21 protein-coding genes and 1 pseudogene are annotated in these 26,853 nt (G+C 71.1%); 7 read left to right on the top strand and 15 right to left on the bottom strand.

What is annotated here, in order from left to right; translation table 11 throughout:
* Positions 1–5 precede the first annotated feature (5 nt).
* The 3 genes and pseudogenes from AB0B68_RS22390 to map form a co-directional block, all read right to left on the bottom strand.
* On the bottom strand, positions 6–1,661 hold the full coding sequence (locus AB0B68_RS22390; protein ID WP_357195971.1) for a sulfatase-like hydrolase/transferase: 1,656 nt from the start codon (positions 1,659–1,661) through the stop codon (positions 6–8).
* A 284-nt stretch (positions 1,662–1,945) separates the two neighbouring features.
* Positions 1,946–2,620, bottom strand: a pseudogene (locus tag AB0B68_RS22395) (CDP-alcohol phosphatidyltransferase family protein); the annotation flags it as partial.
* A gap of 163 nt (positions 2,621–2,783) precedes the next feature.
* Positions 2,784–3,557 carry a type I methionyl aminopeptidase gene (gene map / locus AB0B68_RS22400; protein ID WP_357195974.1) on the bottom strand — a complete coding sequence of 258 codons (774 nt, stop codon included), beginning with the start codon at positions 3,555–3,557 and terminating at the stop codon, positions 2,784–2,786.
* Between the two features lie 65 nt (positions 3,558–3,622).
* Here map and AB0B68_RS22405 point away from each other — a divergent pair, with 65 nt between their 5' ends.
* Positions 3,623–3,925 (top strand): helix-turn-helix transcriptional regulator, encoded by a 303-nt coding sequence (locus tag AB0B68_RS22405; RefSeq protein ID WP_357195977.1) that lies wholly within the window; start codon positions 3,623–3,625, stop codon positions 3,923–3,925.
* A 100-nt stretch (positions 3,926–4,025) separates the two neighbouring features.
* On the opposite strand, the gene AB0B68_RS22410 is transcribed toward AB0B68_RS22405, so the two are convergent.
* Complete coding sequence (locus AB0B68_RS22410) at positions 4,026–5,198, bottom strand: beta-propeller fold lactonase family protein (RefSeq protein WP_357208263.1); 1,173 nt, start codon at positions 5,196–5,198, stop codon at positions 4,026–4,028.
* A 235-nt stretch (positions 5,199–5,433) separates the two neighbouring features.
* Between AB0B68_RS22410 and AB0B68_RS22415 the strand changes: the two genes are divergently transcribed.
* Entirely contained in the window at positions 5,434–5,829 is a 396-nt protein-coding gene (locus AB0B68_RS22415) for a hypothetical protein (RefSeq protein ID WP_357208260.1), read from the top strand.
* Between the two features lie 52 nt (positions 5,830–5,881).
* Here AB0B68_RS22415 and AB0B68_RS22420 read toward each other — a convergent pair whose 3' ends face one another.
* Positions 5,882–6,631, bottom strand: coding sequence for a glyoxalase (locus tag AB0B68_RS22420; protein ID WP_357208257.1), 750 nt, complete (start codon positions 6,629–6,631; stop codon positions 5,882–5,884).
* Between the two features lie 166 nt (positions 6,632–6,797).
* Between AB0B68_RS22420 and AB0B68_RS22425 the strand changes: the two genes are divergently transcribed.
* From AB0B68_RS22425 to AB0B68_RS22440, 4 genes are read left to right on the top strand one after another with little or no spacing between them, the layout of a single operon-like run.
* On the top strand, positions 6,798–7,727 hold the full coding sequence (locus tag AB0B68_RS22425; protein WP_357262359.1) for a hypothetical protein: 930 nt from the start codon (positions 6,798–6,800) through the stop codon (positions 7,725–7,727).
* A complete protein-coding gene (locus AB0B68_RS22430; protein WP_357262362.1) occupies positions 7,724–8,176 on the top strand; it encodes an ABA4-like family protein in 453 nt (150 codons plus the stop codon). The genes AB0B68_RS22425 and AB0B68_RS22430 overlap by 4 nt, the downstream gene beginning before the upstream one ends.
* A gap of 5 nt (positions 8,177–8,181) precedes the next feature.
* The gene (locus tag AB0B68_RS22435) at positions 8,182–9,432 is read left to right on the top strand and encodes a histidine kinase (RefSeq protein ID WP_357262365.1); all 1,251 of its coding nucleotides are present in this window, start codon (positions 8,182–8,184) and stop codon (positions 9,430–9,432) included.
* The gene (locus AB0B68_RS22440) at positions 9,429–10,055 is read left to right on the top strand and encodes a response regulator transcription factor (RefSeq protein ID WP_357208279.1); all 627 of its coding nucleotides are present in this window, start codon (positions 9,429–9,431) and stop codon (positions 10,053–10,055) included. Before AB0B68_RS22435 ends, AB0B68_RS22440 begins: the two co-directional genes overlap by 4 nt.
* Before the next feature lie 31 nt (positions 10,056–10,086).
* Here the strand turns inward: AB0B68_RS22440 and AB0B68_RS22445 are convergent, their stop codons facing one another.
* Positions 10,087–10,803 carry a YoaK family protein gene (locus AB0B68_RS22445; RefSeq protein WP_357208276.1) on the bottom strand — a complete coding sequence of 239 codons (717 nt, stop codon included), beginning with the start codon at positions 10,801–10,803 and terminating at the stop codon, positions 10,087–10,089.
* Positions 10,804–10,873: 70 nt separating this feature from the next.
* Between AB0B68_RS22445 and AB0B68_RS22450 the strand changes: the two genes are divergently transcribed.
* Positions 10,874–11,554: a GntR family transcriptional regulator gene (locus tag AB0B68_RS22450; protein ID WP_357262368.1), complete on the top strand. Its 681-nt coding sequence runs from the start codon at positions 10,874–10,876 to the stop codon at positions 11,552–11,554.
* A 23-nt stretch (positions 11,555–11,577) separates the two neighbouring features.
* Here the strand turns inward: AB0B68_RS22450 and AB0B68_RS22455 are convergent, their stop codons facing one another.
* The 9 genes from AB0B68_RS22455 to nhaA all read right to left on the bottom strand — a co-directional run bounded on the left by AB0B68_RS22455 (position 11,578) and on the right by nhaA (position 26,752).
* Positions 11,578–13,368, bottom strand: coding sequence for a gamma-glutamyltransferase family protein (locus AB0B68_RS22455; RefSeq protein ID WP_357262371.1), 1,791 nt, complete (start codon positions 13,366–13,368; stop codon positions 11,578–11,580).
* Positions 13,365–14,366, bottom strand: coding sequence for an oligopeptide/dipeptide ABC transporter ATP-binding protein (locus tag AB0B68_RS22460; RefSeq protein WP_112678145.1), 1,002 nt, complete (start codon positions 14,364–14,366; stop codon positions 13,365–13,367). The genes AB0B68_RS22455 and AB0B68_RS22460 overlap by 4 nt, the downstream gene beginning before the upstream one ends.
* A complete protein-coding gene (locus AB0B68_RS22465) occupies positions 14,363–15,370 on the bottom strand; it encodes an ABC transporter ATP-binding protein (protein ID WP_355006522.1) in 1,008 nt (335 codons plus the stop codon). The genes AB0B68_RS22460 and AB0B68_RS22465 overlap by 4 nt, the downstream gene beginning before the upstream one ends.
* A complete protein-coding gene (locus tag AB0B68_RS22470; protein WP_357207970.1) occupies positions 15,367–16,254 on the bottom strand; it encodes an ABC transporter permease in 888 nt (295 codons plus the stop codon). The genes AB0B68_RS22465 and AB0B68_RS22470 overlap by 4 nt, the downstream gene beginning before the upstream one ends.
* Positions 16,251–17,207 carry an ABC transporter permease gene (locus tag AB0B68_RS22475; protein ID WP_091399352.1) on the bottom strand — a complete coding sequence of 319 codons (957 nt, stop codon included), beginning with the start codon at positions 17,205–17,207 and terminating at the stop codon, positions 16,251–16,253. The genes AB0B68_RS22470 and AB0B68_RS22475 overlap by 4 nt, the downstream gene beginning before the upstream one ends.
* A 6-nt stretch (positions 17,208–17,213) precedes the next feature.
* The gene (locus tag AB0B68_RS22480; protein WP_357262374.1) at positions 17,214–18,875 is read right to left on the bottom strand and encodes an ABC transporter substrate-binding protein; all 1,662 of its coding nucleotides are present in this window, start codon (positions 18,873–18,875) and stop codon (positions 17,214–17,216) included.
* Positions 18,876–18,991: 116 nt separating this feature from the next.
* Positions 18,992–20,179: an MFS transporter gene (locus AB0B68_RS22485; RefSeq protein WP_357262377.1), complete on the bottom strand. Its 1,188-nt coding sequence runs from the start codon at positions 20,177–20,179 to the stop codon at positions 18,992–18,994.
* Positions 20,180–20,306: 127 nt separating this feature from the next.
* A complete protein-coding gene (locus AB0B68_RS22490; protein ID WP_357262380.1) occupies positions 20,307–24,344 on the bottom strand; it encodes a discoidin domain-containing protein in 4,038 nt (1,345 codons plus the stop codon).
* Between the two features lie 473 nt (positions 24,345–24,817).
* Positions 24,818–26,752, bottom strand: coding sequence for a Na+/H+ antiporter NhaA (nhaA, locus tag AB0B68_RS22495; protein WP_357262383.1), 1,935 nt, complete (start codon positions 26,750–26,752; stop codon positions 24,818–24,820).
* Positions 26,753–26,853: the final 101 nt, after the last annotated feature.

Below are 26,853 nucleotides of genomic sequence, written 5' to 3' on the forward strand. Positions count from 1 at the left end.
CCGGGTCACGGTCCGAAGGCGGTCAGGAACCGGTCCCGGAAGGCGTCCATCCGCCAGACCGGCGCCTGCGGCCCGGGCTTCAGGCCGTCCTGCCAGCCCCACCCGGAGATCCGGTCCAGCACGGCCCGGTCCCGGGTGATGATCGAGATCGGCACGTCGTGGCTGGCGTTCTCGCCGGTGACGACCGCGGCGGGCTGGTGGTCACCGAGGACGATGAACACGAGGTCGTCGTCACCGTAGGTCCGCACGTAGGAGATAAGCGCGCCGAGGGTGTACTCGATGGACTTTCGGTAGTCCGCCCGGATCTGGGCGGTGTTGCGGCGCTTGTCGTCGGACCTGCCCGCGCCGGCCCCACGGTAGACCGCGCCGTCGCCGACGTCGGCCCAGTCGAGCAGCGGCGGGACGGGCGTCCAGGGCGCGTGACTCGACACCAGCGCCAGCTCGGTCATCACGTTGCCGTCGCGCTTCGCCTGCTCCAGGCGCTGCCAGCTGGCCAGGGTGTACTGGTCGGGCGGGGTGCCGAAGCTGAACTTCGGGCCTCGGTACGCGAGCGTCCTGGCGTCGTAGAACCGGTCGTAGCCGAAGAAGGAGCCCTCCGGCCACGGCTTGGTGACGGCGGGCATGACGCCCACGGTCTGCCAGTTCGCGCGTTGGAAGGCGCGATTGAGGGTCATCCGGTCACTGGCCAGCAGGGTGCGGTGGCGCTGGTCGTTGTCGATCCAGAGGCCGGAGAGCAGTGTGTCGTGCGCGAGCCAACTGCCGCCACCGAAGGTCGGCGAGGTGAGGAAGCCGCTCTGCGCGGCGAAACCCGCCGCGCTCAGCTGACTGGTGCCGCCGTCGAGGACCGCACCTACCCACGGCGCGAACTCCGGGTCCTCGACGGCGTCCCGGCCGTAGCTCTCCACGAAGGCGACGACCACGTTCTTGCCGCGCAGCGCGGTCAGTAGCTGGTCGCCCGGGGTGTCGCCGAACGTGTCGGCCTCGATCAGGGCGCCGAACGTCTCGCGGTCGTCGAGGCGCAGGCGCACCTGGAAGCCGTGACCGTTGGCCAGGGTGGTCGCGGACGTGTCGGCGACCGGTACGCCCTCGACTACCCGCACGTTGAACGCGGCGCAGGCTACCCAGACGACCACCAGCGCGGCAACGACCCGGGTGGTCCCGGTGCGGTGCCGGACCACCACCCCCCGCAGTCGCCGCATCGACAGCGTGACGAGTATCGGCAGGACCACGACCACCACCGCCAGGGTGACCGCGGCGCCGATGGCGGCGGGCCGGCCGTACGACTCGCTGAGGAAGGCGAACCCCTCGTCGAGGAGAGCCCAGTCGAGCACCGGGTCGAACGCCCGGCTCAGCGACGCGGTGAATCCCAGGTCGAGCAGCTTCAACAGGCCGAGCAGGCCGAGAGCCACGCCGGCGAGCGTCGCGACCATCCGGCTGCCACGAGACGGCAGGGCGAGCAGGAGGGCCACGACCAGTAGCGCCTCCAGGGGGATCCGCGCGAACGCCGCCGGGCTGAGCCGGCCGTAGTCGTACGGCACGGTGAGGACGAGCAGCACGAGCAGCGCGGCCAGCACGGTCGTCAGCCGGGCGGCGATGGAGCGTTTCGGCCGCTCCTCGAACTCCGTGCCGTCGGCGGTGCCGTCCGAGACCTCGACGTCCATAGCCCTCCGTCCCTGGCTCGGCAGCTGACGTACGCGCGTCAAGAGCGACAACCCGGGCATCCTTCCATGATCTTTGTTGGTCGCGGCATCCGGGAGGCTCAGACGCGGGCGGTCCCGCGTCGGGCAACGGCAACCGTGGGACGGTCCGACCAGGGCAGCCCGTCCGGCCGGCCCGAGCCCAGCGCCGTCGCGGCGCTCGGGGCACTGTGGCTCGCCGAGCTGCCCGCGTGGACCGTCGCGGCCGGGGTGGCGTGGGTGACGGCGCGGCGGCGGTGCCGGGTCGTCCAGAGCCAGGTCACGTCCCGCCCGAACGACTCGACCAGCAGCGCCACCGACACCACCAGCACCATTGTCGTCAGCGGCGCGGGCAGCACGTCGGCCATCGCCACCGTCAACACGACGCCCTGGATCGCGGCGACGACCTTGCTCCAGTAACGCGGCGGCGCGGATCCCCGCATCCACTCCAACACCCAGGTCGCGGCGCCGTAGAGGTAGCGCATCGCGCCGATCACGAGCACCCAGCCACCCACCGCGGGGGCCACGTGCAGGCAGAGCACCAGGACCAGAACGGAGTCGATCTCCATGTCGAAGCGCGCGCCGAGCTCGCTGGTGGTTCCGGTACGGCGGGCCGTGTACCCGTCGACGGCGTCGAGGGCCAACGCCACGCTGGTGAGGACGACCATCAGGGTGACCGGCGCCGACCGGCCGAACGAGTCGGCGGCCAGGGCCGTCACGCCGCCGACGAGGATCGCCCGGCTCAGTGTCACCCGGTCGGCCGGGCTGAGCGCACCCGCGCCCGAGCGGGACATCCCCCGGCTCAGCAGGGCGCACAGGACCACCCCGTACGCCAGCCCCGCCAACCAGCCCGCCGCGCCCAGACCGACCGTCTCCGCCAGCAGGGCCAGCAGGCCGATCTGCACGAGCAGTCCGATGACCGGACCAGTTCGAACCGTTGACATCGTGCCTCCGCGACTCTGGTGGGTGACCCTGACCGTCATCACGGAAAATATGACCGATCGGTTCATTCTGAACGCGACCCGCAGGGGTGCCACACAGAGACCTGCCCCTCGGCCGGCCAGTTAATCGTCCACCGTGGGTGCGGGTCGGCCGCCGGGCCGTCGGTCAGGGCGCCGGCAGGGTCAGCACCTCGGCACCGTCGTCGGTGATCGCGATGGTGTGCTCGCTGTGCGCCGTCCGGCAACCCGTCGCGCTACGGAGGGTCCAGCCGTCGGCATCGGTGACCAGCGTGGCGGTGTCCGCCATCACCCAGGGCTCCAGCGCCAGCAGCAGCCCCGGGCGTAGCCGGTAGCCGCGACCGGGGCGCCCGGTGTTGGAGACGTGCGGATCCTGGTGCATCGTCGATCCGACGCCGTGGCCGCCGAACTCCGTGTTGACCGAGTATCCCGCCGCCGTGAGAACCGAGCCGATCGCGTGGGAGATGTCACCGATGGGAACGCCGGGGCCGGCGGCGGCGATCCCCGCCTGCAACGCGCGCTCAGTCGCGTCGATCAACGCGACGCTCTCCGGGGGCCGCACGTCGCCCACGATGAAGCTGATGGCCGAGTCCGCGACGACTCCACGGTGGGAGACGGCGAGGTCGAGCGAGAGCAGGTCCCCGTCGGCGAGTGGGTAGTCGTACGGCAACCCGTGCAGTACGGCGTCATTCACCGACGTGCAGATGTAGTGGCCGAACGGCCCACGCCCGAAGGACGGCTCATAGTCGACGTAGCAGGACTGCGCCCCGGCCTCGGTGATCATGGCCTGCGCCCACCGGTCGATGTCCAGGAGGTTGGTGCCGACCACGCAGCGACTCTTCAGCGTCCGCAGGATGCTGGCGACCAACGCGCCGGTGTCCTTCGCTCGCAGCACGTCGGTGGGGCTCAGGATCTCGATCATGCAGCGCCTTCCTCTGGCGACCAATAAGTATCCCGGCCATATTATCCCGGTACTAGAATCGGGGCATGGTCAGGTTGCCGCTCACTCCCGAAGAGCTCGAACGCGGACAGCGCCTCGGCGCGCTCCTGCGTCGGGCCCGTGGAGAGCGTTCGATGCTCCTCACCGCGCTGGACGCGGGCGTCTCGCCAGAGACCCTTCGAAAGATCGAGTCCGGCCGGATAGCCACCCCCGCCTTCCCGACCATCGCGGCGATCGCCGACGTCCTCGGGCTCTCCCTCGACGCCGTCTGGTCGGAGATCAACACGTCGGCCGGCAGCGCCGAACTCCCCCGGCCGACGCGCACCGCGCGCGAGCGGTTGGCCTCCTAGTCTCGACCCGCTGGCAGGGCACGACGAGGCGTTGGCCGGCGACCCACCAAGACGACGCTGGTCCCGGTCGACGAACGACCGGGACCAGCGGGTGGTGCGCTCAGGAGGCGGCGATGCCCTCCATGCCGATGCCGTCGGTGAACTTCGGCAGACCCTCCACAGTGGTGACGAGATTCAGGGACCCGTCGTCGTGCACCTTGTAGCCCTGCACGTTGCCGGCGGTGGCGTTCTGCACGTACAGGAAGCCGTCGCTGGTGGTCATGTCGATCGACCCGCCGTTGGTGTCGGCGGCGACGTTCTTGACGAGTTCGAGCTTGCCGTCGTCGTCGACCCGGTAGGAACTGATGGTGGAGCTGCCGGCGTTGGCGACGAAGAAGTAGTCGCCGACACGCTGGATCCAGCACGTCGCCTGCTGCCCGTTGGGCACCGACGGGCCGACCTGGTCGAGCGCGCCGTCGTCCTCCAGCTCGAACCGGCTGACCGCGTTCGCGCCCGACTCGGTGACCAGCAACGAGTCATCGGTGTCGAAGGTGAAGCCGAACGGGGCGTTGCCCGCGTCGCTGACGACGGGGTTGCGGGACAGCTTGCCGTTGCGACCGATCTCGTAGCTGAACATGACGTTGGCGGCCTTCGTCGACACCAGCACGAACTCGCTGTCCGGGTCGATCTTGACCTGGGCCGGGGCGGAAGCGAACGCGGGCGGGTTGCCGTTGTGCAGCCCGAGCGACCGGTTGGCGTCCTCGATCCGCGACAGACGCCCCTGGTGCAGCTCGAAGCCCTGCACCGAGCCCTCGCCGCCGGCGTTGAGGACGTAGACGAGGTCGCCACGGGCCGCGACGCTGACCGGCAGCAGACCGCCGGACCAGATGACCTGGAGCTTGTGCAGCCTGGTGCCCTCGACGCCGAAGACCGTCACTGTGTTGCTGCCGGCGTTCACGGCGAACAGCAGTCCGCGGTGGTAGGTCAGGGAGCCCTGCGAGGCCAGCGCGTCGAGCGGCGCGCCGATGGTGAAGCCGCCCAGCCCTCCGGTCTCGTACTCGCCCGCCTTGGTGAGACGGCCGTCCTCGTCGCGGTCGTACACCTTGATGGTGTTGCCCTCGGCCTTGTTGGTCTGGACGAAGACAGCGCCCTCGTCGCCGTCGTGGTGATCACCCCCCTTGCGGTCGTCGTGGTACCCGGGGCCACCGCCATCGGCGAAGGCGGCCCCGGGGATCGATCCGATGCTGGTCAGACCTGCGAGGAGGGCTGCCGCGAGCGCGACACTGCGCTTCATCACTGACTCCTTATGCACCCGAAGGGAGGAATACGAGTTTTCCTCTCCTTAGAAAGCTATCGGAGCAGCTAGGCGGGTTGTTCGTAGTTACCCTAAAGCGGTAATTCCATGTCGATTTGCGAAATGACGAGACGAACGGGCGACTGTGGCGCTCTTCCGCCACAGCGCACCCGGCGCTCGGTCCGCAAACCGACGGTGATGGCGTGTCAGAACCACCGGATGGGATGCTGCACTGGTGATTCGCCACCACGCCGTCCGGGTCGGTCTGGCGATCGGGCTGCTCACCGGCTGTTCCGAGCCGCCGTACCCGCTCCCCGACCGGGACGCGACTGAGGTGCAGGCCGAGGAGGCGCGTCTCGCGACGCTCCTCCCCGCCGAGTTGCTGGGCGGACCAGGCACCTGCGAGGTTCGGCTGCTGGGGCGAGACGGTTCCTCGTCGTTCGCCTGGGCGCACTGCGAAGCAGCACCGGGGGTCGGGATCGTCTCCGGAGTCTCCGTACCTGTGCGGGTGGACGGCGATCGCGTCACGCAGCCCGGCGATGGGAGCGAATACTCCGCGAGCGTGCGGCGCATGTTCCCGGAGCGGCTGGCGGACAAGGTCCTCGACGACGACACCGATGTGCGGCCCTGACTGATTCAGGCGACAACACCATCGCTGGGGCCGGACGCGGCGAGGTCCAGGGTCAGCGCGGGTCGGGCCACCACGGTTCGAGGAGGGTGGGGTCGGCCACGTACTGCCCCGCCTGTGTCCGCTGCTCCGGAGTCAGCGACAGCGCCTGGAGTCGGGCGCCCCACTCGGGCACCCGGTCGGCCTTGTCCAACGCGGTGGCCAACTCGATCAGGCCGGCCAGCGCCATCGCCTGCTCGACCACCGGGGTGTCCTCGGCGCGACGGCGCATCCCCGAGTCGAGGGCCCGGTAGGCCGCCCGGTCGTCCATCTTGAACTCGCGCAGGATCCGCGCGTTGTCGAGCACCCGGGCCAGCCCGTCGAGTTCCTTCGACCCGCCGTACTCCACGTCGTCCGGTTCGTCGCGCTGAATGAAGACGATCGAGTTGCCCGACGGGTCGACGATGCTGAACCGCGACGACCCGGCGCGGTAGCGGGTCATCCGAGGCAGGCCCTTGACCAGCACCTTGCCGTAGCTGCGGCGCATCGCCTCGGCGAACGCCGCGTGGTACGGCCCCACCGCGTCCACCATCACCAGGCACCCGCCGGACTGCTCCTTCGCCGGGTCGAGATCCTTCGGCGCCGGCCCGTAGTGCAGGTCGAACCCGCTCCACCGAAACGCCAGGTACACGTACGGCCTGGTCTGCTCGTAGGTCACCTCGAACCCGAGCGCCCGCCAGAAGGCCAGGGTCTCCTCCGGGGCGGGGCAGTGCAGCAGCGGCACCGTGGTCTCGTTCGGTTGGACACGGTCCTCGTTGGTCGTCATCGTCACTCCCGGTCCGGTCGGCAGGCCGGCCATTGTGCCAGCACCACCGAGCGGCTTCGACGGGTTTCGTCTCCTACCAGGGGAGGAGGACCGCTCCGACCACCGGCCGCAACCGGGGCTCGAGGTCGGACGCGATCGACGTACGCGGCCACGAACATCTACAGACATGACAACAGTTCTGCGCCGGGCGACGCGCTGGAACCGCCCACTGATGTTCCTGGTATCCGTGATGGCGGTGCTCGGCGTCGTCGCCGTCGTCGGCATCCTCGTCGACCCGCGCGTCCTCACCGGGGCGCCGATCTGGCTCAAGCCGTTCAAGTTCGCGCTGTCGTTCGTGCTGTACGGCGCGACGCTCGCCTGGATGCTCTCCCTGCTGCCACGACGCAGCCGGGCCGTCGAGACGGCGGTCGTCATCATCGTCGCGGTGGCGGTCGTCGAAAACGCGTGGATAGTCGGTCAGGTGATACGCGGGCAGGCCAGCCACTTCAACGACAGCACCCCCCTGAACACCGCGCTGTTCGCGGTGATGGGCGCGGCCATCATGGTGCTGTTCTTCGCGCACCTCGTCATCGGGATCGTGGTCCTGATCCAGCGGATTCCCGATCGGGTGGCCGCGACCGCCGTCGGCTGGGGGCTCGGCCTGTCCCTGCTGGGCATGCTCGCGGCGGTGCCGATGGCGCTGCCGATGCAGGACCCGGGGATCGAGGGGATCGGTGGGGCGCACAGCGTCGGCGTGCCCGACGGCGGGCCGGGGTTGCCGATCGTGGGCTGGAGCACCACCGGCGGCGACCTGCGGATCGGGCACTTCGTGGGGCTGCACGCCCTCCAGGCGTTGCCGATCCTGGCGATCCTGCTGAGCCGGTTCGCGACGCGATTGGACGAGCGCACCCGCGTCCGGCTGCTGGTCGTCGCGGGTGGCGCGTACGGCGTACTCACTGTGTTGTTGACGTGGCAGGCGCTGCGCGGACAGCCGCTGCTGCGGCCGGACGCCGGCACGCTCGCCGCGGTCGCGGCACTGGTGGTCGCGACCGCGGCGAGCGTGACCGGCGTGGTGCTGGCCCGCCGACGTCGCCCGGAACTGGCGCTGGCCGCGTGACCGGGACGCTGTTCTCCCTGACGTTCGCGGTGGCCGCGCCGTTCTGGGCGCTGATGATCCTGCTGCCGCGCTGGTCGTGGACCGCTCGGATCATCGCCTCGCCGCTGATCGTGCTGCCGGTCGTGGTGATCTACGCGCTGCTGGTGCTCCCGGCGTTCGGCGAGGTGCTGCCGGCCGTGGCGTCGCCGACCCTGGCCGGGGTGCGGGACCTGCTCGGCACCTCCGACGGTGCGGCGGCGGGTTGGGCGCACATGATCGCGTTCGATCTGTTCGTCGGGCGGTGGGCGTGGTTGGACAGCCGGGAACGGGGGGTGCCGGCGCTGGTGATGGCTCCGGTGCTGGTGCTGACCGTCCTGCTCGGGCCGCTCGGCCTGGCCGCGTACCTCGCGGTCCGGACCCGGTGGCGGCGGTCGGCGGCCGCCGCCACCGGCCCACAGCACCTAGGCTGACGACCGTGAGCTGGCCGGGGCGACTGTTCGACATGCGGGACGCGCTCGTGCGAATGGTGCTGCTCGACCTCGCCGGGGTGTGTTACCTGTTCTTCGTCCCGCACTCCAACAGCACGCCCACCACGGCACAGTGGATCCTCGCACTGCTCGCGTTCGCCGTGGCGCTGGTGGCGCACCGGTTGCCGGTGCTGAACCTGGTGGCACAGGCCGCCCTGCTGGCGGTCGCGATCAGCCTGGTCGACGACTTCACCATCAACCAGGTTGGTGCCAGCTGGGCGCTGCTCGAGGTCACCATGCGTGCGCGCCACGCGCGGCCCATCTGGCTGGCCGCCGTGCTGCTTGCCGTGGTCGACCTGACCGACTCGATCGGCGACCCGCCGCGCCGGTTCGCCTCCGGGGTCGTCGGGCTCGCCGTGGAGGTCGGCGTGCCGGTCCTGCTCGGCCTGGTCATCCGCACCAACCGGGAGTTGGGTCGGCAGGCCGTGGAGCGGGCCCTGGCCGAGCAACGCCAGCACGAGTCGGAGAGCCGCGCGGCTCGCGCCGATGAACGCAGCGCCATCGCCCGCGAGCTGCACGACGTCGTGGCGCACCATGTGGCGTCGATGGTCCTGCGGGTCGGCGTGGCCCGGCACGTGCTCACCGACCTGGACCCCCGGGTGGGCGAGGTCTTCGACGACGTGCACGGCACCGGCACCTCGGCCCTCGCGGAGCTGCGCCGGCTGGTCGCGGTGCTGCGCAACCCCGACGGGGTACGCGGCGACGCGGCGCTGACCGCTATCGAACCGTCAGCGCTGCCGGCGGCGATCGGCGCGTCCATGGATCGGGCCCGGCAGGCGGGTGTCATTGTGGAGGCCGACCTCGACCCGGCGATCGGTTCACTCGACGCGGTACGCGGCATGGCGGTGCTGCGACTCACGCAGGAGGCGCTGACGAACGTGGCCAAACACGCGGGGGCGTCAGCGATCGCGCATCTCGTGGTCGCCGTCCGGGACGGCTCCGTGCACTGGGAGGTCACCGACAACGGGCGCGGCGGGGGGCCGGCGGGCGTGCCGGCCGGTGGCGGGCACGGCATTACCGGGATGCGCGAACGTGTCGAGGTCCTCGGTGGCCGGTTGGAGGCGGGCCGGACCGGCACCGGGTGGCGGGTGCGTACCGTCCTTCCGCCAGTGACCGCCGCGTCCACCGACGCGCCGGTCGGGTCGGTGCCCCGCGAGCGCAAGGCCCCGGCCGGGTCGCCCGCGCCGGAGCCGGCGTGATCCGGGTGCTGCTGGTCGACGACCAGCACCTCATCCGGGCCGGGCTGCGCATGCTCTGCGATGCTCAACCCGACATCGAGGTCGTCGGGGAGGCCGACAACGGCCGCGAGGCGATCCCGCTGGCCGGGCGGCTCCTCCCCGACGTCGTCGTGATGGACCTGCGGATGCCCGGCGTCGACGGGATCACCGCGACCAGCCGGATCCTCGCCGAACGCCCCGCCACCCGCATCCTGGTGCTGACCACGTTCGGCGACGACGAGCACCTCTACCCCGCGCTGACCGCCGGAGCGTGCGGGTTCCTACTCAAGGACGCGCCCCCGACCGAGTTGCTGGACGGCATCCGCCGGGCCGCCGTCGGTGACAGCCCGTTCAGCTCTGAGGTGCTGCGCCGCCTCGTGCAGCGCGCGGTGCACGCCCGCCCGGGGTCACCACCGGCTCTGCCGGGCCTGACCGCCCGGGAACGGGACGTGCTCGACCTGGTCGCCGAGGGACTGTCCAACACCGAGATCGCCGACCAGCTCCACATCGGTGTCACCACGGTCAAGACCCACATCACCAGCCTGATGACCAAGACCGACAGCCCCAACCGGGTACGCCTGGCCCTGTTCGCTCGCGGCGTCTGACGCTCAGGCCCGCACTCACGGCGTCTGCGGCTCAGGCCCGCATCCGCGCGGACACGGCGATGACGAGCACCAGCGGCACGATCAGCAGGGCCGGGGCGACGACCGGCAGGTGCAGGGCGACAAGGGCGCCGACGGCCGCGCCGACCATGAGGGCCAACAGCACCTGGGCCTTGGGACGCAGGCTGGTCCACGGGCTGCGCGCGGCGACCCCGGCGATCAAGCTGGTGAGCGTGCCGGTCAGGTACGTGGAGGACAGGCCGGACACCCCGAAGCGTTGGATCGCACTGCTCTGCACGCCCAGCGCGACAGCGGACAGCATCAGCAGCGCCAGGTGGACACCCGCGTCGGGAGTGTGCAGGGTGACCTCCCAGACGACGGCGAACACCACGAACACCGACAGCTCCAGGACCAGCGCCCAGGTGACCCGCCGAGGCCAGACCGGATCGTCGGGCTGCGCCGAGCCGACGACGCGGGCGCCGGCGAGGACACCGACGATGAAGCTGACGATGGCGCAGCCCGACGTCAGAGCCAGGTCGGCTTCACCTCGGCCGGCCGAGAGCCCGAGCAGGACCATGTTGCCTGTCATCACGCTGGCGAAGGCGCCGCCGAGGGCGAGGAAGCCGAGAGCGTCGGCGCTCCCGGTGAGGAAGGTGAGGACGACGACGAGCGCGTGCCGTCGCCGCAGCAGGCGCTCGTCCCGGGGCGGGGTGATGTGAGGGCGGGTGACGCGGGGCGCTGTGCTCGACACTGTCGGCCGCCTTCCGGTAATTGTTCTTCGTATACACTTTGTGCGGACACGTTCACGGAGAGGCGACCAGGTGGCTGAAGACCTACGGGACAAGCTCGGCGCGCAACACCTGCCGCTCCGCGATCAGGTCCTCGCCGCGCTGCGGACCGCCATCATCGACGGCGACTACCTGCCCGGGGAACGGCTGACCGAGGACCGGCTCGCCGAGGACTTCGGCGTCTCCCGCAACCCCGTCCGGGAGGCGCTGCGCGTCGCCGAGGCGGAGGGATTCGTCGTGATCCTCCCCCGCCGGGGAGCGGTCGTCGCCTCACCGAGCAGCGGGACCATCACCGACATGTTCGCCGTGCGCGAGCGACTGGAGGCGCTGGCCGCCCGGCTGGCCGCCGAGCGGGCCACCGCGGCCGACGTGGCGTCCCTGCGCGCCCTGCTCGACCAGGGCCGCGAGGCGACCCAGCGCCACGACCTGGCCCGGGTCGCCGAGCTGAACAGCACGCTGCACCTGCGCATCCTCCAGATCAGCGGAAACCCCTGGCTGTCGTCGATCGCCAAGTCGCTCTACCTCCATGTCCAGTGGGTCTTCCGGCTCGGAGCGGCCGAACGCGCGCCACACTCGTGGGCCGAGCACATCCAACTCGTCGACGCCATCGAGTCGGGCGACGGTGACCGCGCCGAGCGGGCCGCGCTCGACCACCTCGAAGCGGCATCCGCCGCCGCGTACGAGAACGCCGAAGGCGGCTACGGCGCCCGCTGACGGGCACGCGGCTGCGGCGCCCGCTACCGGCCGCACGCGTAGCCCTGCATCCCCCGCGGGTTCGCACCGGCCGCCAGCACTCCCGTCGCCGGGTCACGGGTCACCGCGCAGAGCCGACCGAGGCTCCACCCGTCGGTGACCCGCACCTCGTGCCCGTACGCCCGCAGCGCCGCCAGCACACCCTCGTCGAGCCGGTCCTCCACCACCAGGACACCGGGCTCCATGTCGCGGGGATAGAACGAGCCGGGCAGGCCGACGGTGTGCCACGCCGGCGCGTCGATGGCCTCCTGAAGGCTCTGCCCACCGACGAGGTGCCGCACCAGGAACGGCAACTGCCACTGGTCCTGCTGGTCGCCACCGGGGGTGCCGCAGGCCAGCACCGGCTCACCGTCGCGGTGCACCATCGTCGGGCTCAACGTCGTACGCGGGCGGCGGCCCGGCGCCAGCGAGGAGGCGAGCCCCTCCTCCAGCCAGAACATCTGCAACCTGCTGCCCAGCGGAAAGCCCAGCTCCGGAATCGTCGGCGAACTCTGCAACCAGCCGCCACTGGGGGTAGCGGAGATCATGTTGCCCCACCTGTCGACCACGTCCACGTGACAGGTGTCGCCCCGGGTCACCCCGTCCGACTGCACTGTCGGCTCTCCCGTCGTGGCATCGGTCGGCCCGGCAGGTCGAGCGGCACCGGGTCGGACGTGGGCGGGCAGGCGCGGCTGCGCCCCGTCCGGGCGGCCCGGCCGCAACTCCGCCGACGCGCGATCGCCGATCAGGGCGGCCCGCTCCCGCGCGTACTGCGGTGAGAGCAATGCCTTGGCGGGCACGTCGGCCCCGTCGCCGTACCAGGCCTCCCGGTCGGCGAAGGCGAGCTTGAGCGCCTCGACCTGGGCGTGCACACCCGCGGCGGTCGCCGAGTCGTACGCGCCCGGGTCGTCGAGCGCGTCAAGGGTGGCCAGCGACTCCAGCAGCACCGGGCCCTGGCCCCAGAAGCCGGTTTTCGCCACCGAGTAGCCCTGCCAGTCGAGGGTGGCGGGCGGCTCCCAGCTCGCCGAGTACGCGGCCAGGTCGTCACCGGTGACCAGCCCGGCGTGCGGGCGTCCGCTGGAGTCCTGGAACGGTCGCCGGCTGAACGCGTCGATCGCCTCGGCGACGAAACCCGTGCTCCAGGCCCGGCGGGCGGCCTCGATCTGGGCCTCCCGGTCGGCACCGGCCGCCCGTCCCGCCTCGACGAGTCGGCGCAGGGTGTCCGCGTACGCCGGGTTGGTGACCAACTCCCCCGCGGCGGGCGGTCGGCCGCCGCGCAGCCAGAGCGCGGCGGAGGTGGGCCAGTGTTCCTCGAACAACGACCGGACGGCGGCCACCGTGTCACCGACCCGGCCCACCAGCGGGTGCCCGGCGCCGGCGTAGCCGATCGCCGGCTCCAGCACCTCGGCGAGGGTGAGCGTGCCGTGCTCGCGCAGCAGCAGGAGCCAGGCGTCCACCGCACCGGGTACTGCCGCCGCCAGCGGCCCGGCACCCGGGATGAGATCCATGCCGAGGGACCGGAAGTGCGCGATGGTGGCGCCGGCCGGGGCTGGCCCCTGCCCGCACAGCACCTTCGGTCGGGGGTCCCGTGCGGTAGCCACGATGGCCGGCACCTCGCCGCCCGGCCCGTTCAGGTGCGGCTCGACCACGTGCAGGACGAACCCGGCGGTGACCGCCGCGTCGAAGGCGTTGCCCCCGCGTTCCAGGATGCCCATCGCCGACTGGCTGGCGAGCCAGTGGGTGGAGGACACCATGCCGAAGGTGCCCTGCAACGTGGGTCGGGTGGTGAACGTCATGACAGCACCTCACTGGGATCTGCGGTACGAACGTCGGGACCGGTGCCGTCCGGCCGGACCAGGTGGCAGGCGGCCATCCCGTCGCCGATGGCGGTCTGCGCCGGCACCTCCGTCGCGCACCTGTCGAAGGCGAGCGGGCACCGGGTCCGGAACCGGCAGCCGGACGGCGGGTCGAGCGCGGACGGCAGGTCGTCGCCGAGCAGCACCGGCTGACGGTGGCGCTGACGCACCGGGTCGGCCACCGGCGCGGCGGAGAGCAACGCCTGCGTGTACGGGTGTGCGGGCCGGGCGAAGATCCGCTCGCGGCTGCCGGTCTCGACGAGTTGACCCAGGTACATGACAGCGATGTCGTCGGCCAGGTATTCCACAGCGGAGAGGTCGTGGGTGATGAAGAGGCAGGCGAACCCGATGTCGCGTTGCAGGTCGGCGAGGAGGTTGAGCACCGACGCCTGCACTGACACGTCGAGCGCGCTGGTGGGTTCGTCCGCGATGAGCAGCATGGGCTCGGAGATCAGGGCCCGCGCGATGCTGACCCGTTGGCGTTGCCCGCCGGACAGTTCGTGGGGATAGCGACGGGCCACCTCGGCGCGCAGGCCCACCCGTTCGAGTTGGGGGGCGACGCGGGCGTCCCGGTCGCGCCGCGAGATCCGCTTGCCGGCCAGCCGCAGCGGTTCGGCCACGATCTCGCCCACCAGCATGCGCGGGTCCAGTGACGCGGCCGGGTCCTGGAAGACGATCGACACCGCGCCGCGATGGGGACGCAGTCTCCGTCGGGACAGGTGGGTGACGTCGGTGCCCGCGATCCGGACCGTTCCCGCTGTCGGTTCGACGAGCCGCACCACGCATCGGCCCACTGTCGACTTTCCGGAGCCGCTCTCCCCCACCAGGGCCGTGACCCGGCCCCGCGGGATGGTCAGGGACACCCCGTCCACGGCACGCACCGGGCCGAAGTGCATCACCAGGTCCGCTATCTCCAGGGCGTTCGGCTGCGGCGTCATCGGTTCGCCTCCTGAGGGGCCATCTCGCAGGGGTGCCAGCAGGCCGCGACATGGTCGGTGTCACCGACATCCTCCAACGGCGGGGCTGCCGCCCGGCACCGCTCGTCGGCGGCCGGGCAGCGATCCGCGAAGGTGCAGGCGTCGGGTTGGCTGGCCAGCACGGGCACCAGCCCGGGGATCTCGGTCAACCGGTCGGTGCCGGCGTGCCGGCCCGGCTGCGGTGACGCCGACAGGAGCCCGGCCGTGTACCGGTGCCGGGGGTGGGCGAACAGGTCGTCCACCGACGCCCGTTCCACCACCCGGCCCGCGTACATGACGACGACGCGGTCCGCGATGTCGGCGATCACGCCGAGGTCGTGGGTGATGATGAGGACGCTCGTGCCGAGCCGGTCGCGCAGGTCCCGCAGCACCTGGAGGATGCCGGCCTGGACGGTGACGTCCAGCGCTGTGGTCGGCTCGTCGGCCACCAGCACCTTCGGGCCGCAGGCCACCGCCATCGCGATCATCACGCGCTGCCGCATGCCGCCGGAGAGTTGGTGCGGGTAGCTGTCGACCCGCTGGGCGGCGGACGGGATACCGACGAGCGTCAACAGCTCGACGGCGCGGGCCCGCGCCGCCCGTCGGGACATCCGCTCGTGGACCTGGAGCACCTCCCCGATCTGCCGCCCCACGGTGAGCACCGGGTTCAACGACGTCATCGGTTCCTGGAAGATGTAGGCGATCTCCCGGCCACGGACCCGACGCAGGGCGGACTCGCGGGCGCCGACCAGCTGGGTGCCGTCCAGGCGCACCGACCCGGTGACCCGGGCGCTGCCCGGGAGCAGCCCGGCGAGGCTCATCGCGGTGACGCTCTTTCCGCACCCCGACTCGCCCACCATCCCGACGATCTCCCCGGCTGCGAGGTCCAGGCTGACCCCGTCGACCGCCGAGACGGTGCCGGTCTCGGTCGGGAACGACACCGACAGGTCGCGGATCTCCAGCACGGGCGCGGGGGCGGTGGTCATCGCCGGTCTCCCTTCGGGTCGAGGGCGTCGCGCAGGGCGTCACCGAAGACGTTGAACGCCAGCGCCAGACCCATGATCACCACGCCGGGGAAGACGGCGGCCCACGGTGCGCGGGCGGCGAACTGCTGGGCGGTGGCGAGCATGGTGCCGAGGCTGGGCGCCGGGGGTTGGATGCCGAGACCGAGGAAGGACAGCACCGCCTCGCCGAGGATCGCGGCCGGGATGGCGACGGTGGCCTGCACCAGGATCACCGAGGTCGCGTTCGGCAGGATGTGCCGGGCCAGCACCCACAGGTCGCTCGCGCCGTCCACGACGGCCGCCGCGACGAAGTCCAGCGACTTGAGGCGCAGCGTGTCCGAGCGGACGACCCGGATCACGCCGGGGATCTGAGCGATGCCGATGGCCACCGCCGCGTTGCCGAGGCTGGCGCCCCGGATGGCCGCCAACCCCACCGCCATGATCAGAAACGGGAACGCCAGCAGCAGGTCGGTGAAGCGCGAGATGACCGCGTCCCAGGCCCGAAAGTAGCCGGCGGCGAGCCCGAGCGGCACCCCGATGACCAGCGACGTGGCCACCGCCAGGAGCCCGACCTGCAACGACGCCCGCGCACCGAGCATGATGCGGGAGAGGACGTCCCGACCCAGGTCGTCGGTGCCCAGCAGGTGCCCGGCGGTGCCGGGAGGCGCGAACGTACGGGCGAAGTCGGTCTGGTCGACCGAGTAGGGCGCGAGCCAGGGCGAGAGCAGCGCGATGACGCCCGCCAGCGCGAGCACGACGAAGCTCACCACGGCGAGCGGGTTGCGCCGCAGCCGCCGCAGCACCCGCGTACGCCGGGTGATGCTGACGGTGCCGGTCTCCGCGATCGGTACGGTGAGGACGGTCATGCCGGATCTCCCGTCACCCGGATGCGTGGATCGATGACCGAGTAGAGCAGGTCCACGAAAAAGTTGATCACGATGTAGGCCGCCGCGGTGAGCAGGACGACGGCCTGGATCACCGGGTAGTCCCGTTGGAACACCGCGTCGATGGTCATCTTGCCGAAGCCCGGCAGCCCGAAGATCTGTTCGGTGACGACCGCGCCCGAGATCAGCCCGCCGAGTTGGAGACCCACGACTGTCACCACCACGATGAGGCTGTTCCGCAGGGCGTGCCGGGTGATGACGGCGCGAGGTCGCAGGCCCTTCGCCTTGGCCGTGCGTACGTAGTCGGAGGAGAGCGAGTCGAGCATCGCCGACCGGGTCTGCCGCATGATGATGGCGGCCAAGCCGGTGCCGAGGATCACGGCCGGCAGGACGATGTGGTGCAGGTTGTCCACGGGGTCCTCCAGGATCGGCACGAAGCCGGAGGCGGGGAAGAGCCCGGTCGCCACGGACAGGTAGAGGATCGCCAGCAGGCCCAGCCAGAAGTGCGGCACCGACAGGCCGATCAGGGCCAGGCCGTTGGCAAGCCACTCCGCCGGGCGTCCACGACGGACCGCCGCGAGCACCCCGGCGCCGACGCCGAGCGCCGCCGCGATGAGGATCGCCAGGACGGACAGCTCGACGGTCACCGGCAGGGCGGTCGTGAGCATCGAGGAGACCGGCGTGCCGGTGCGGATCGACACCCCGAAGTCGCCCTGCGCCATGCGCTCCACGTATTGGGCGAACTGCACGGGCAGCGGCTGGTCCAGCCCGTAGTGCCGACGGATGGCCTCCAGGGCCTCCGGCGACCGGTCCTCGCCGGCCAGGGCGAGGGCCGGGTCGCCGGGCAGCGCCCGTACGCCGACGAAGACAACGATCGTCGACAACAGCAGTGTCAGCGCCGACTGCCAGGCGCGGGTGAGCAGATATCGGGCCACGACGGCCTACTTGCCGAAGCCGGCGAAGGCCGCCCGGATCACGCCGTCGGGGTAGACCTGGAGGCCCTGGATCTGCTTGCTGACGGCGGTCAGGTTGCGCTGCCGGTAGAGGTAGATCAGGGCGTCGTCCTGCTGGAGCAACGTGACCGCCTGCCCGTACAGCTTCCTGCGCTCCTCGACGTCACCGGCCTGGCGGGCCTGGGTCAGCAGGGTGTCGAGCTGCGGGTTGCTGTAGCCGGCGACGTTCTGGCTGGCGCCGGTGCCGACGAAGTTCGTGATGTTGGCGTCCGGGTCGATCCGGCCGCTCCACCCCAGTTGCAGCAGCTCGAAGTTGCCGCGGTCCTGCTCGTCGAGGAGCGACGAGTACTCCACCGGGTTGATCTTCAGGTCGAATCCGCCGTCCTTGACCATGGACTGCAACGCCTGCGCGAGACGCAGCGTGTCGGGCGTGTTCGAGGCGAGCATCGTGACCGCGTACGGCGTCTGCACGCCGGCCTCGGCCAGCAACTGCTTGGCCTTGGCGGGGTCGTGCGCCGGGCAGGTCTGCGCCTCGGGGGACGAGAACGTGCTCGCGGGCGAGATCGGGGAGCAGGCGGCGGCGTGCAGACCGTTGAAGACCGCGTCGACCAGGGCCTTGCGGTCGATGGCGTGCTCGAAGGCCTGCCGCACCTTGGCGTTCTGGGCGAGGGGGCGGTTGATGGGCTTCGCCGCGGTGCCGACGCCGTCGACGTTGCCGACGTTGATGGTCAGGCCCTGGTAGCCGAGGGACTGCGACTGGAGGACGGAGACCGCCGCGTCCTGCCGGAGCGAAGCGACGTCCTGGGTGGAGACCGAGTCGGCGACCTGCGCGTCGCCGGAGCGCAGGTTGGCGGCGCGGATGCTGGCGTCGGTGAGGATCCGCCACGAGATGGTGTCCAGGTGCACCTTGCTCGCGTCGTAGTAGTTCGGGTCCCGCACCACCTCGATGGAGTTCTGCGGCACCCGCTTGGCGAACTTGAAGGGGCCGACGCAGACCGGCGCGGAGGCGAAGTCGTCGCCCTTGGTCCGCAGCGCCTGGGCACTCATGATCATGCCGGCCCGGTCGGCGAGGGCCCCGAGCAGCGGCGCGAACGGCTGCTTCAGCCGCAGAACGACGGTCTGCGCGTCCGGGGTGTCGACGCCGTCGATGGGGCCGAGTTCGCTCTTGCGCGCCGACCGGGCGTTGGTGAGGTGGCGTTGCAGGGTGGCCTTCACCGCGGCCGAGTCGAACGCCGTGCCGTCCGCGAAGCGCACGCCGGGCCGCAGCGGAATGGTCACCGTCCGGCCGTCGCCGCTCGTGGTGGGCAGTGCCGTCGCGAGCTGCGGTACGACCTGCGCCTGCTCGTTGACGTCGTAGAGCTTCTGGCACATGGCTTGGAAGACGTAGCGGGAGTAGAGGCTTCTCGACAGCGTCGGGTCCAGCGCGTCGGGCTCGGCGGAGAGGGCGATGACCAGGTTCCCGCCCTGCTTCACGGCGGCGGGGTCGGCGGGCGTACCGAAGGAATCCCGGCCTGCCGACTGGTCGCCGCCGGACGTCCCGCCTTCGTTGTTCGACACCGGCGAGCAGGCGACGACGGTGCAGACGACGACGGCCGCCGCCACGGCGGCCCGGAGTACCCGGCTGGTTTCGCGGACGGAGAGGTTCGTCATGGAGAGCTCCTCAAGTGGGCGATTCGGGGAGCGTATGTTGTATACGATGACCGCCGCAAGACCTCAGTGAATGGCTGACGAGGCACCCCTGGCACCCGGAACAAACCGGCCGGCGATCAGCTCGCGGGCTGTGCCCGGCCGCCCCTGACCAGGCTGAGCAGGACGACCAGCGCGAGCACCGCCACCACCGCGCTGAAGACCTCGCCGGCCGGGCGCAGGCCGATCGTCTGGATCAGCAGACCGACCGCGACCGCCGGCACACCGAGCATGGCGAACAGGATGGCGAAGAAGGTCGACACCGCCTCGGCCCGGTGCTGCGGCTCGGTCTTCATCGTGATCGTCGCGATGCCGTCGCCGACCGCCACCCCGGACGCGACCCCGATGATCGCCGCGCAGATGAGCAGCGTCGTCAGCAACGCCATCCACATGCTGAACGCCAGCAGGCCCGCCCCCACCACCAGGCCGGCGCAGGCGCTGGCCAGTGCGGCACGCGAGGACAGCACGCGGGTCAGCAGTTGGCCGAACGCCGCACCGGTGAACGCCACGAAGACCACCAGCGCGGCCAGGGTGTGTGAGGTCTCGTGCAGGACCATGCCGAGGAACAGCCCGCTCACCGACGTGAGCACCCCGAGGGCGGCGAAGCCCGCGCCGGCGGTGATCGCCGAGCGGATGAAGGCACCGCGGATGGTGGCCGGCACGTGCAACCGCTGCACCCGCAGGGTCACCGGCGAACGTTCCCGGACCGTCTCCGGCACCCCACGCAGCGCGATGATCGCGACCACCGCCAGGACCAGCACGATCACCCAGGGCAACCGGAGCGGTTCGGGTGCCACGTCCGACACGATCCCGGACAGCAGGGTGCCGGTGGCCAGGCCACCCAGGTTCGCGAAGATCGACACGGTGGCGGCACGCTTCGGGTGCCGAGGGTCGATCAGCTCAGCCAACGCCGCTGTCGCCGTACCGATGATCAGCGCGGCGGACAACCCCGCGAGGATCCGGCCCACGATGATCATCGCCAGGTCCACGGCGGCGAGGAAGACGGCGTCGGCGGCGACCGAGAGCAGCAACGCGATGAGGATGACCGGACGTCGGCCGATCTGGTCGGAGAGCCGACCGAAGACCAGCAACCCGACCACGACTCCGAGCGCGTACAGGGCGTAGACCACTGTCACTGTCAACGACGAGAACCCGAACTCCAACTCGTAGAGCGGGTAGAGCGGCGTCGGCACCGTGGTGCCCACGAGCGTGATCCAGAACGCGAACGCGACCCGTAGCGCGCCGGACGTGGAACCGGACCGTGTCACCCGTCCAGCATGAATCTCGGTCCCGAGTCGAGGTGCGGCAACGGACCTAAACACCCGCATCAGGTGGCGGCGCGCGGGCCGACGGTGGGAAGCGGGGCCGCACGGCACCGCTTCCCACCGCGTACCCCTAGGAGTTGTAGGCCTGCGCGGTCACAGTGACCTGGCGGGCGAGGCCCGACCGGGCCGGCCAGGAGATCCGCACCTCACGGGTCTCCCCCGGCAGGAGCCAGAAGTAGTTGTCGTCGTAGCGGGCCGGCAGGACCCGCTCACCGCTCCTGTCGCGCACGGCGAGCCGCACCAGGGCGGCGACCGTACGACCCTGGTTGCGGACCGTCGTGGTCACGGTGTTGCGCCCGTCCACGACGCGTACGGTGCTCGACGACGTCGACAGGCGGGTGCTCGGCAGGTCGTTGAGCGCCCGCAACTGCTCGGCCTTGTCGTAGCGCCAGTAGGTGTTCTCCGCGAGCAGCCGGTCCCGGCTGTCCCGCAGCTCCAGTCGCACCAGGTGCAGCCCGCCGCCGTTCGGCGCGGCGAGCGCGAAGGCCGCTGTGGTGTCCGAGCGGGCCACGTCCACCCGCTGACGTTGGGGCGAACCCAACGAACGGCCGCCCAGGTCGTAGCGTCGGGCGCTCACCGTGACCCCGCTCAGCGGGGCGGCGGTGTGGTTGACCACCCGGACCTGCCAGGTGCCCGGGTCGGCCTGGACGTGCACCGGCTCGCACCCCTTGCGGGCGCCGTAGTAGGCGCCGTTCACGTCGAGGTCGTAGTCGTAGGTCTGCCAGACCGTGCTGTGCCACGCCGGGTGCGACATCCACAGCAGAAGACCGGTGGCGTCCTGCCACAGGTTGGCGTTCCACGCCTCGAACATGGCGCGGTGGCTCTCGTAGTTGACGAACTGCGCCCGGGTGGCGAACTCGTCGAGCGAGGCGGACTCACCGAGCCGCGCGTCGATCGCCGCCTGGTACGTACCGACACGCTGGTTACCGATGGTCGACCAGTCGTGGTAGTTCCACACCTCGCCGATCGGCCACTCCGGCGCGTCACCGACGAGGTTGCGCATGCTCTCGACCACCGACACCACCGGCATGCCGATCTCGGTGTGGAAGCCGAACGAGTCCGCCTCGTAGATCGTCTTGTCGGTGTATGTCGTCGGGTCGACCCAGCCGTACGGCCCACGCCCGCTCACAATGCCGCTGGCGGAGTTGGGGATGTAGAGGATCTCGGGGTGCTCGGTGGCGACGGCCTGCTTGAGCCCGGCGTCGACGATCGGCGGCGGGTCTCCCTCGTTCGCGCCGCACCAGACGACGATGCTCGGGTGGTGGCGGAACCGCCGGATGGTGTCGGCGGCGATGTCCACGTAGCCGGGTGGGTTGGGCAGGAACCCGCCCGCCTGCCAGAAGTCGTTCCACACCAGGATGCCCTGCTCGTCGCAGGCCTGGTACAGCTCCTCACGGTTGCTGCTGCCGAGCCAGTTGCGGATCATCGTGAAGTTCATGTCGCGGTGCATCTCGACCGTGTCGGCCAGCCGGTCGGGCAGCACCCGCCGCAGCAGTTCGTCCCAGCCCCAGTTGCCGCCCCGGGCGAACACCGGCACGCCGTTCACCGTGATCTTCAGCTCGGTGATCTTGTTGCTGACCGCCTTGACGTCGGTCCAGCGCTGCCCGTCGTCGGAGACCTGGATGACGAAGTCGCGGGCGTACGCCTGCTCCCAGACGATGGTGACCTGGTCGAAGCTGACCGGAGCGCCGAGGTCGACCTGGATCCACTGGTTGTCCTCGAACTGTGACGACCAGCGGGTCCGGGGGTTGCCGTCGACGGCCCGGTCCGGGCCGTTGGAGTCGCCGTCGGACGACGACGCGGTGGCGGTCCGGCGCAGCGCCAGGTCGACGTCCGGCTCGGCCTGCCGCTGCACCGACAGCGCCCACATGGACACGCCCCACGAGGTGACCCGCGCGCCGGTCTGGATGCGCAGGTGCTGCGCGGTCTGGCTGGCGAACGTCTCGACCTGGGTGGCGCGGCTGCCCAGCGGGGTGTCGTTGCTGACCGACGTCACGTCGCTCCAGGCGTCCCCGTCGGAGGAGACCTGGACGCGGTAGTCCAGCGCGTACGCCTGCTCCCACACGATGGTGACCCGGTCGAAGTCGACCGCCGCGCCGAGGTCGACCTGGATCCACTGGTCGTCCTCGGCCTGCGAGGCCCAGCGGGTCGCCGCGTCGCCGTCGACGGCCTTGCCGGGACCGTTGCCGTCGTTCTCCGAGGACGACGCGGTGGCGTCGCGGCGCAGGGCGAGATCCGGGCCGGTGCCGTCGGCCACCGACAGCGAGAACATCGAGATGCCCCAGCCGGTGGCGCGCTGGCCGGCCTGGATACGCACGTGCCGAGCGTGCTGCCGGTCGAACGTGACCATCTGGGTCGCCGCGCCGTCGACGAACTCCAGGGCGGGCTTGCCGGGCGGCGAGATGACGATCGGCTGGTGCCAGTCGTAGGCGAACTCGCGGACACCGAAGCGGAGCGCACGCCGGTCGCTGACCGAGCGCTTCACGGTGGCGGTGAGCGTGAGGTCGTACAGGTGGGGGTCGCCGTAGCCGTTGGGCCACCAGAGTCGGGGCTTGTGCAGCCGCAGCGCGCGGAAGCGCTCCGGCGCGAAGGTGACTGTGGTGCTCCCGCCGGCGGGGACGGTCACCGTGGACTCGACGCGTACCTTGTCGAACTCGGCGCGGACGGTGACGGTGGTGGCGCTGGTCGCCGCGTTGCGGACCGGCACCCGGATGGTGACCTCGGCGGTGTCGGTCTTCGGCAGGCCCGGCAGTGTGGTCTGCACGTGCGGGTCACCGATGACCACCGCACCGGTGCTGCGCAGGCGGACGTGGTCCCAGAGGCCGGTGACCCGGTCGCGCACGGCCGGCATCCAGTCCCACCCGGACACCGCCAGGTAGGTCGGCGCGTCAAGGTAGTGGTGGGCCGACTGGAGGAAGGTACGACCGTCGGTGCCCTTGTCGCCGGGGGTGCCCGGGTGCGGCATCGGGGTGACCCGGACGGCGAGGACGTGCTCGCCACGCTGACCGGCCAACGCGTCGGTGATGTCGAAGGCGGCCCGCGCGAACGGGTGCTTGACGCTGCCGACCTGGACGCCGTTGACCCAGGCGGTCGCCTCGTGGTTGATCCCGTCGAACTCCAGCCAGATCCGTCGGCCGGCCGAGGTGTCCAGGTCGCGCGGCAGCCGCAGCGCGCGCCGGTACCACCACGTATGCCTGGACAGCGCCTCCGGGATGCGCATGTTGTTGAAGCCAGCCACCGGGTCGGGCAGGTGGCCCTGCTCGACCAGGGTGCCCAGCACGGTGCCGGGCACCGTCGCCGGCAGCCAGGACCGGACGTCCACGCCGACGCGGGAGAGCTCAGCGCCGTCGGCGGTGCCGGCGAAGTCGTCCATCGTCAACGACCAGCCCGACTCCAACGGCACCGTGCCGTCGGCGGCGACCGTCAGTTCGGGTGCCGGGCCGGTGTTGCCGCCCTCCCAACTGGTCCAGCCCTCGGCCTTCGGCCGGCCGGCCAGCGGTACGCCGTAGACCTGGAAGCCGTTGAGGCCCACCGGGTTGCTGTTCGAGCGCTTCGTGGCGGTCATCCGGATCCACCTGGCGGTGACCGGCTCGGACAGCTTGATGGTCTGCGCGCCGCCCCGGCCCTCGCTGGTCTCGTACACCGACCGCCAGGCACGGCCGTCGGTGGAGACCTCGATCCGGTACGCGGTCGCGGCGCTGGAGAGGATCTCGTCACCGTCGGTGTCGGTGTAGTTGCCGTCGAACGGCCCGTCGTCGAGCGTGGCCTCGAAGACCAGGGAGACCGCCTCGATCCGGCACAGCGCCTGGAGGTCCACCGAGATCCACTGTGGATCGCCGCTGGCGGCGCGCCATCCACTCCCCCGGACGCCGACCTGCGGCAGGCCGTCCACCGCGAAGGTGGCCGGCGTCGGCGCGTAGTCGGTCGAGGAGACCGCCACCGGGCGGTACCGGGCCAGGTCGGTGGCAGCGGGGGTGGCGGTCGGCGGCGGTGCGGCGGCGGCGGACGCGGGGGCGTTCGGGAAAGCCGCGGTCACCCCGACCGACGCCAGCAGCGTCGCGCCGGCGGAGAGGAAGGTACGCCGGGAAATCGGCGATGGCTCGGACATCTTGCCTCCAGACATGACAACGTCGTCAGATGGCGAGGGGGGCCTGTGACAACGTTGTCAGATGGTGGCCCGTTGTTTCCCCGGAGTCAAGGGTCCGAGTCGATCGTGATTCCCGAACACGTTCCGCAGCTGTTCCAGTTCGGACATCGACAGGCGGCTGCTGACCCTCCTGGTGGTCGGAATCGGCCAGGCGTCGCGTCCGGTCTCGTCAACGTCGCCCCCACAACTCGGCACGGGGGGTGCGGGCTATATGGGCGCTGCCTTTGGAGCTGATGCCGCAAACGATTCAGATCCTGGGTGCCACGGTGATGCCGCAAACGATCAGACCCCTGGGTGCCACGGTGATGCCACAAACGATTCAGCTCCAAAGGCGCCGACCAACACCTCTCCACCCCGCGACGCGGAGGCGGATCGGAGGTCACGGCGGCAGCGCGCCCGACCTACTACTTCATGGGCAAGGACAACATCGTCGGTCAGCTCGCCGGGCCGGTCTCCCGGCGGCCGGGGTCCCGCGGGTGGTACTCGGGGCGGAGCTTCGCGCTCGCGAACGCCGACTTCACCGCCGCCGAGAGCGCGGCCATGTCGTACGCGCCGTGGTGCCGCCGGCCGTTGATGAAGAAGGTCGGGGTGCCGGTGACACCGCTGAGGTCGGCCGAGTCGACGTCCTCGGCGATCCGGTCCACTCCCATCCGCTTCACCATGTGCTCCCGGAACCCGTCCAGGTCCAGGCCGAGCTGTTCGGCGTAGCCGAGCACGTCGGCGGGGTTGAGAGCGTCCTGGTGGGCGAGCAGCAGGTCGTGCATCTCCCAGAACGCGCCCTGCTCCCCCGCCGCCTCGGCGGCCTCGGCGGCGAGTTGGGCATGCGGGTGGACGTCCGTGAGCGGCAGGTGCCGCCAGACGTACCGGACGTTGGCGAAGTCCGCCAACAGCTCCCGGACCACCGGCTCGGCCTGCCCGCAGTAGGGGCACTCGAAGTCGCCGTACTCCACCACAGTCACCGGCGCGTCGAGCGCCCCCCGCATGTGGTCGCGGTCCCCATCGACCGGCAGCATCAGGTCGATGATCCCCTCGGTGACGCCCAGCAGCGCGCGGGTCCGCCGCGCCGGCGAGAGTCGACCGACGGACCGGAACACCAGCCAGGTGACGACTGACGCGCCGAGCGTCGCCACGAGGATGCCGAACTTAGCCTCGTCCAGGGCCGGGCCGCTCAGGGCGTGGGTGGCGATCAGGAGGGCGACGGTGAACCCGATGCCGGAGATCGTGCCGACGCCCGCGACCGCGACCCACCCGACGGGTGGCCGGAACCGGTTGCCGCTGAGCCGGGTCACCAACCACGCGGTGGTCACGATCCCGGCCGGTTTGCCGACGACGTACGCGACCACGACCCCCAGCGTGACCGGGGAGGTCACCGCCCTGGCCAGCAGGTCGCCGTCGATCACGATGCCGGCGTTGGCGAGCGCGAACAATGGCACCACCAGGTAGCTCGCCAACGGGTGGTAGAGCGTCTGCAACCGCTCGTTTGGCGACAGCGCCGAGGTGAGCCCGGCTCGGGCCATCCGGGCCAGTTGCGGGGTGGGCTGTTCCCGGAAGAGGCGGAACTGGTCGCTGGCCCGCTGCAGGTCGCCGCGGCCGGGATCGTAGGCGTAGGTCAACAGCCCCATCACCAGGCCCACCGCGACCGGGTCGACACCGGACATCGAGACGGCGAGCCAGGCCGCCACCCCGAGCAGCGCGTAGACCGGCCCGAACCGCACCCCGCAGCCCCGGACGAGCAGCACCACGCCGAAGATCGCCGCGGCGACGACCAGCGCCGTCAGCGAGGGGTGATGCGGGTACGCGATGGCCAGCACCGCGATCGCCACCAGATCGTCGACGACGGAGACGGTCAGCAGGAAACCCCGCAGCCGTTCCGAGAAGCGTGGCCCGAAGACAGCGAGGGCGCCGAGCGCGAGCGCCGTGTCGGTGGCCATCACCGCACCCCAGCCCGCCGCGGTGGTGTGCCCGGCGTTGATGGCGAGGTAGATGGCGATCGGCACGAGCATGCCGCCGACCCCGGCCAGCATCGGCAACGCCAGGCGACGCCGTTCCCGCAGCTCACCGATGTCGAACTCACGGCGCAACTCCAGCCCCGCGACCAGGAAGAAGAACGTCATCAGGCCGCTGTTGATCCAGGTACGCACGTCATGCGCCACCTGCCAGTCGCCGAGCCGGACCGAGAAGGGAGTGTTCCAGACCGACTCGTACGACGATGCGCTGAGGTTCGCCCAGACGAGAGCCGCCACCGCGGCGATCAGCACCACCCGCGCGCCGCCGGTCTCGGTACGCAGAAACGAGCGCAGCGGAGCGTCGAACCGCCGGTCCCAGATGGTTCGGGCGGACCACCCGCGCTGCGTGTTGTCGCTCGTCACGGAAACAATCTTCGTCGCCCTGGACCGTCACGTGGTCCGGATTGCCACTCCTCCCCCGCGAACACGTCTCCTTGGCGGCACCCCCCTGCCGCGTCGATCTT

Origin of the sequence: Micromonospora sp. NPDC049049 (assembly GCF_040649115.1) — a bacterium.
Taxonomy (GTDB): Bacteria; Actinomycetota; Actinomycetes; order Mycobacteriales; family Micromonosporaceae; genus Micromonospora.

What these genes read in the sequence shown, in the direction of transcription:
- AB0B68_RS22490 (WP_357262380.1), bottom strand. Translation starts at nt 24,344, where the DNA reads ATGTCCGAGCCATCGCCGATTTCCCGGCGTACCTTCCTCTCCGCCGGC.
- AB0B68_RS22470 (WP_357207970.1), bottom strand. Translation starts at nt 16,254, where the DNA reads ATGACCGTCCTCACCGTACCGATCGCGGAGACCGGCACCGTCAGCATC.
- AB0B68_RS22405 (WP_357195977.1), top strand. Translation starts at nt 3,623, where the DNA reads ATGGTCAGGTTGCCGCTCACTCCCGAAGAGCTCGAACGCGGACAGCGC.
- AB0B68_RS22425 (WP_357262359.1), top strand. Translation starts at nt 6,798, where the DNA reads ATGACAACAGTTCTGCGCCGGGCGACGCGCTGGAACCGCCCACTGATG.
- AB0B68_RS22465 (WP_355006522.1), bottom strand. Translation starts at nt 15,370, where the DNA reads ATGACCACCGCCCCCGCGCCCGTGCTGGAGATCCGCGACCTGTCGGTG.
- AB0B68_RS22390 (WP_357195971.1), bottom strand. Translation starts at nt 1,661, where the DNA reads ATGGACGTCGAGGTCTCGGACGGCACCGCCGACGGCACGGAGTTCGAG.
- AB0B68_RS22420 (WP_357208257.1), bottom strand. Translation starts at nt 6,631, where the DNA reads ATGACGACCAACGAGGACCGTGTCCAACCGAACGAGACCACGGTGCCG.
- AB0B68_RS22460 (WP_112678145.1), bottom strand. Translation starts at nt 14,366, where the DNA reads ATGACGCCGCAGCCGAACGCCCTGGAGATAGCGGACCTGGTGATGCAC.
- AB0B68_RS22410 (WP_357208263.1), bottom strand. Translation starts at nt 5,198, where the DNA reads ATGAAGCGCAGTGTCGCGCTCGCGGCAGCCCTCCTCGCAGGTCTGACC.
- AB0B68_RS22455 (WP_357262371.1), bottom strand. Translation starts at nt 13,368, where the DNA reads ATGACGTTCACCACCCGACCCACGTTGCAGGGCACCTTCGGCATGGTG.
- map (WP_357195974.1), bottom strand. Translation starts at nt 3,557, where the DNA reads ATGATCGAGATCCTGAGCCCCACCGACGTGCTGCGAGCGAAGGACACC.
- AB0B68_RS22480 (WP_357262374.1), bottom strand. Translation starts at nt 18,875, where the DNA reads ATGACGAACCTCTCCGTCCGCGAAACCAGCCGGGTACTCCGGGCCGCC.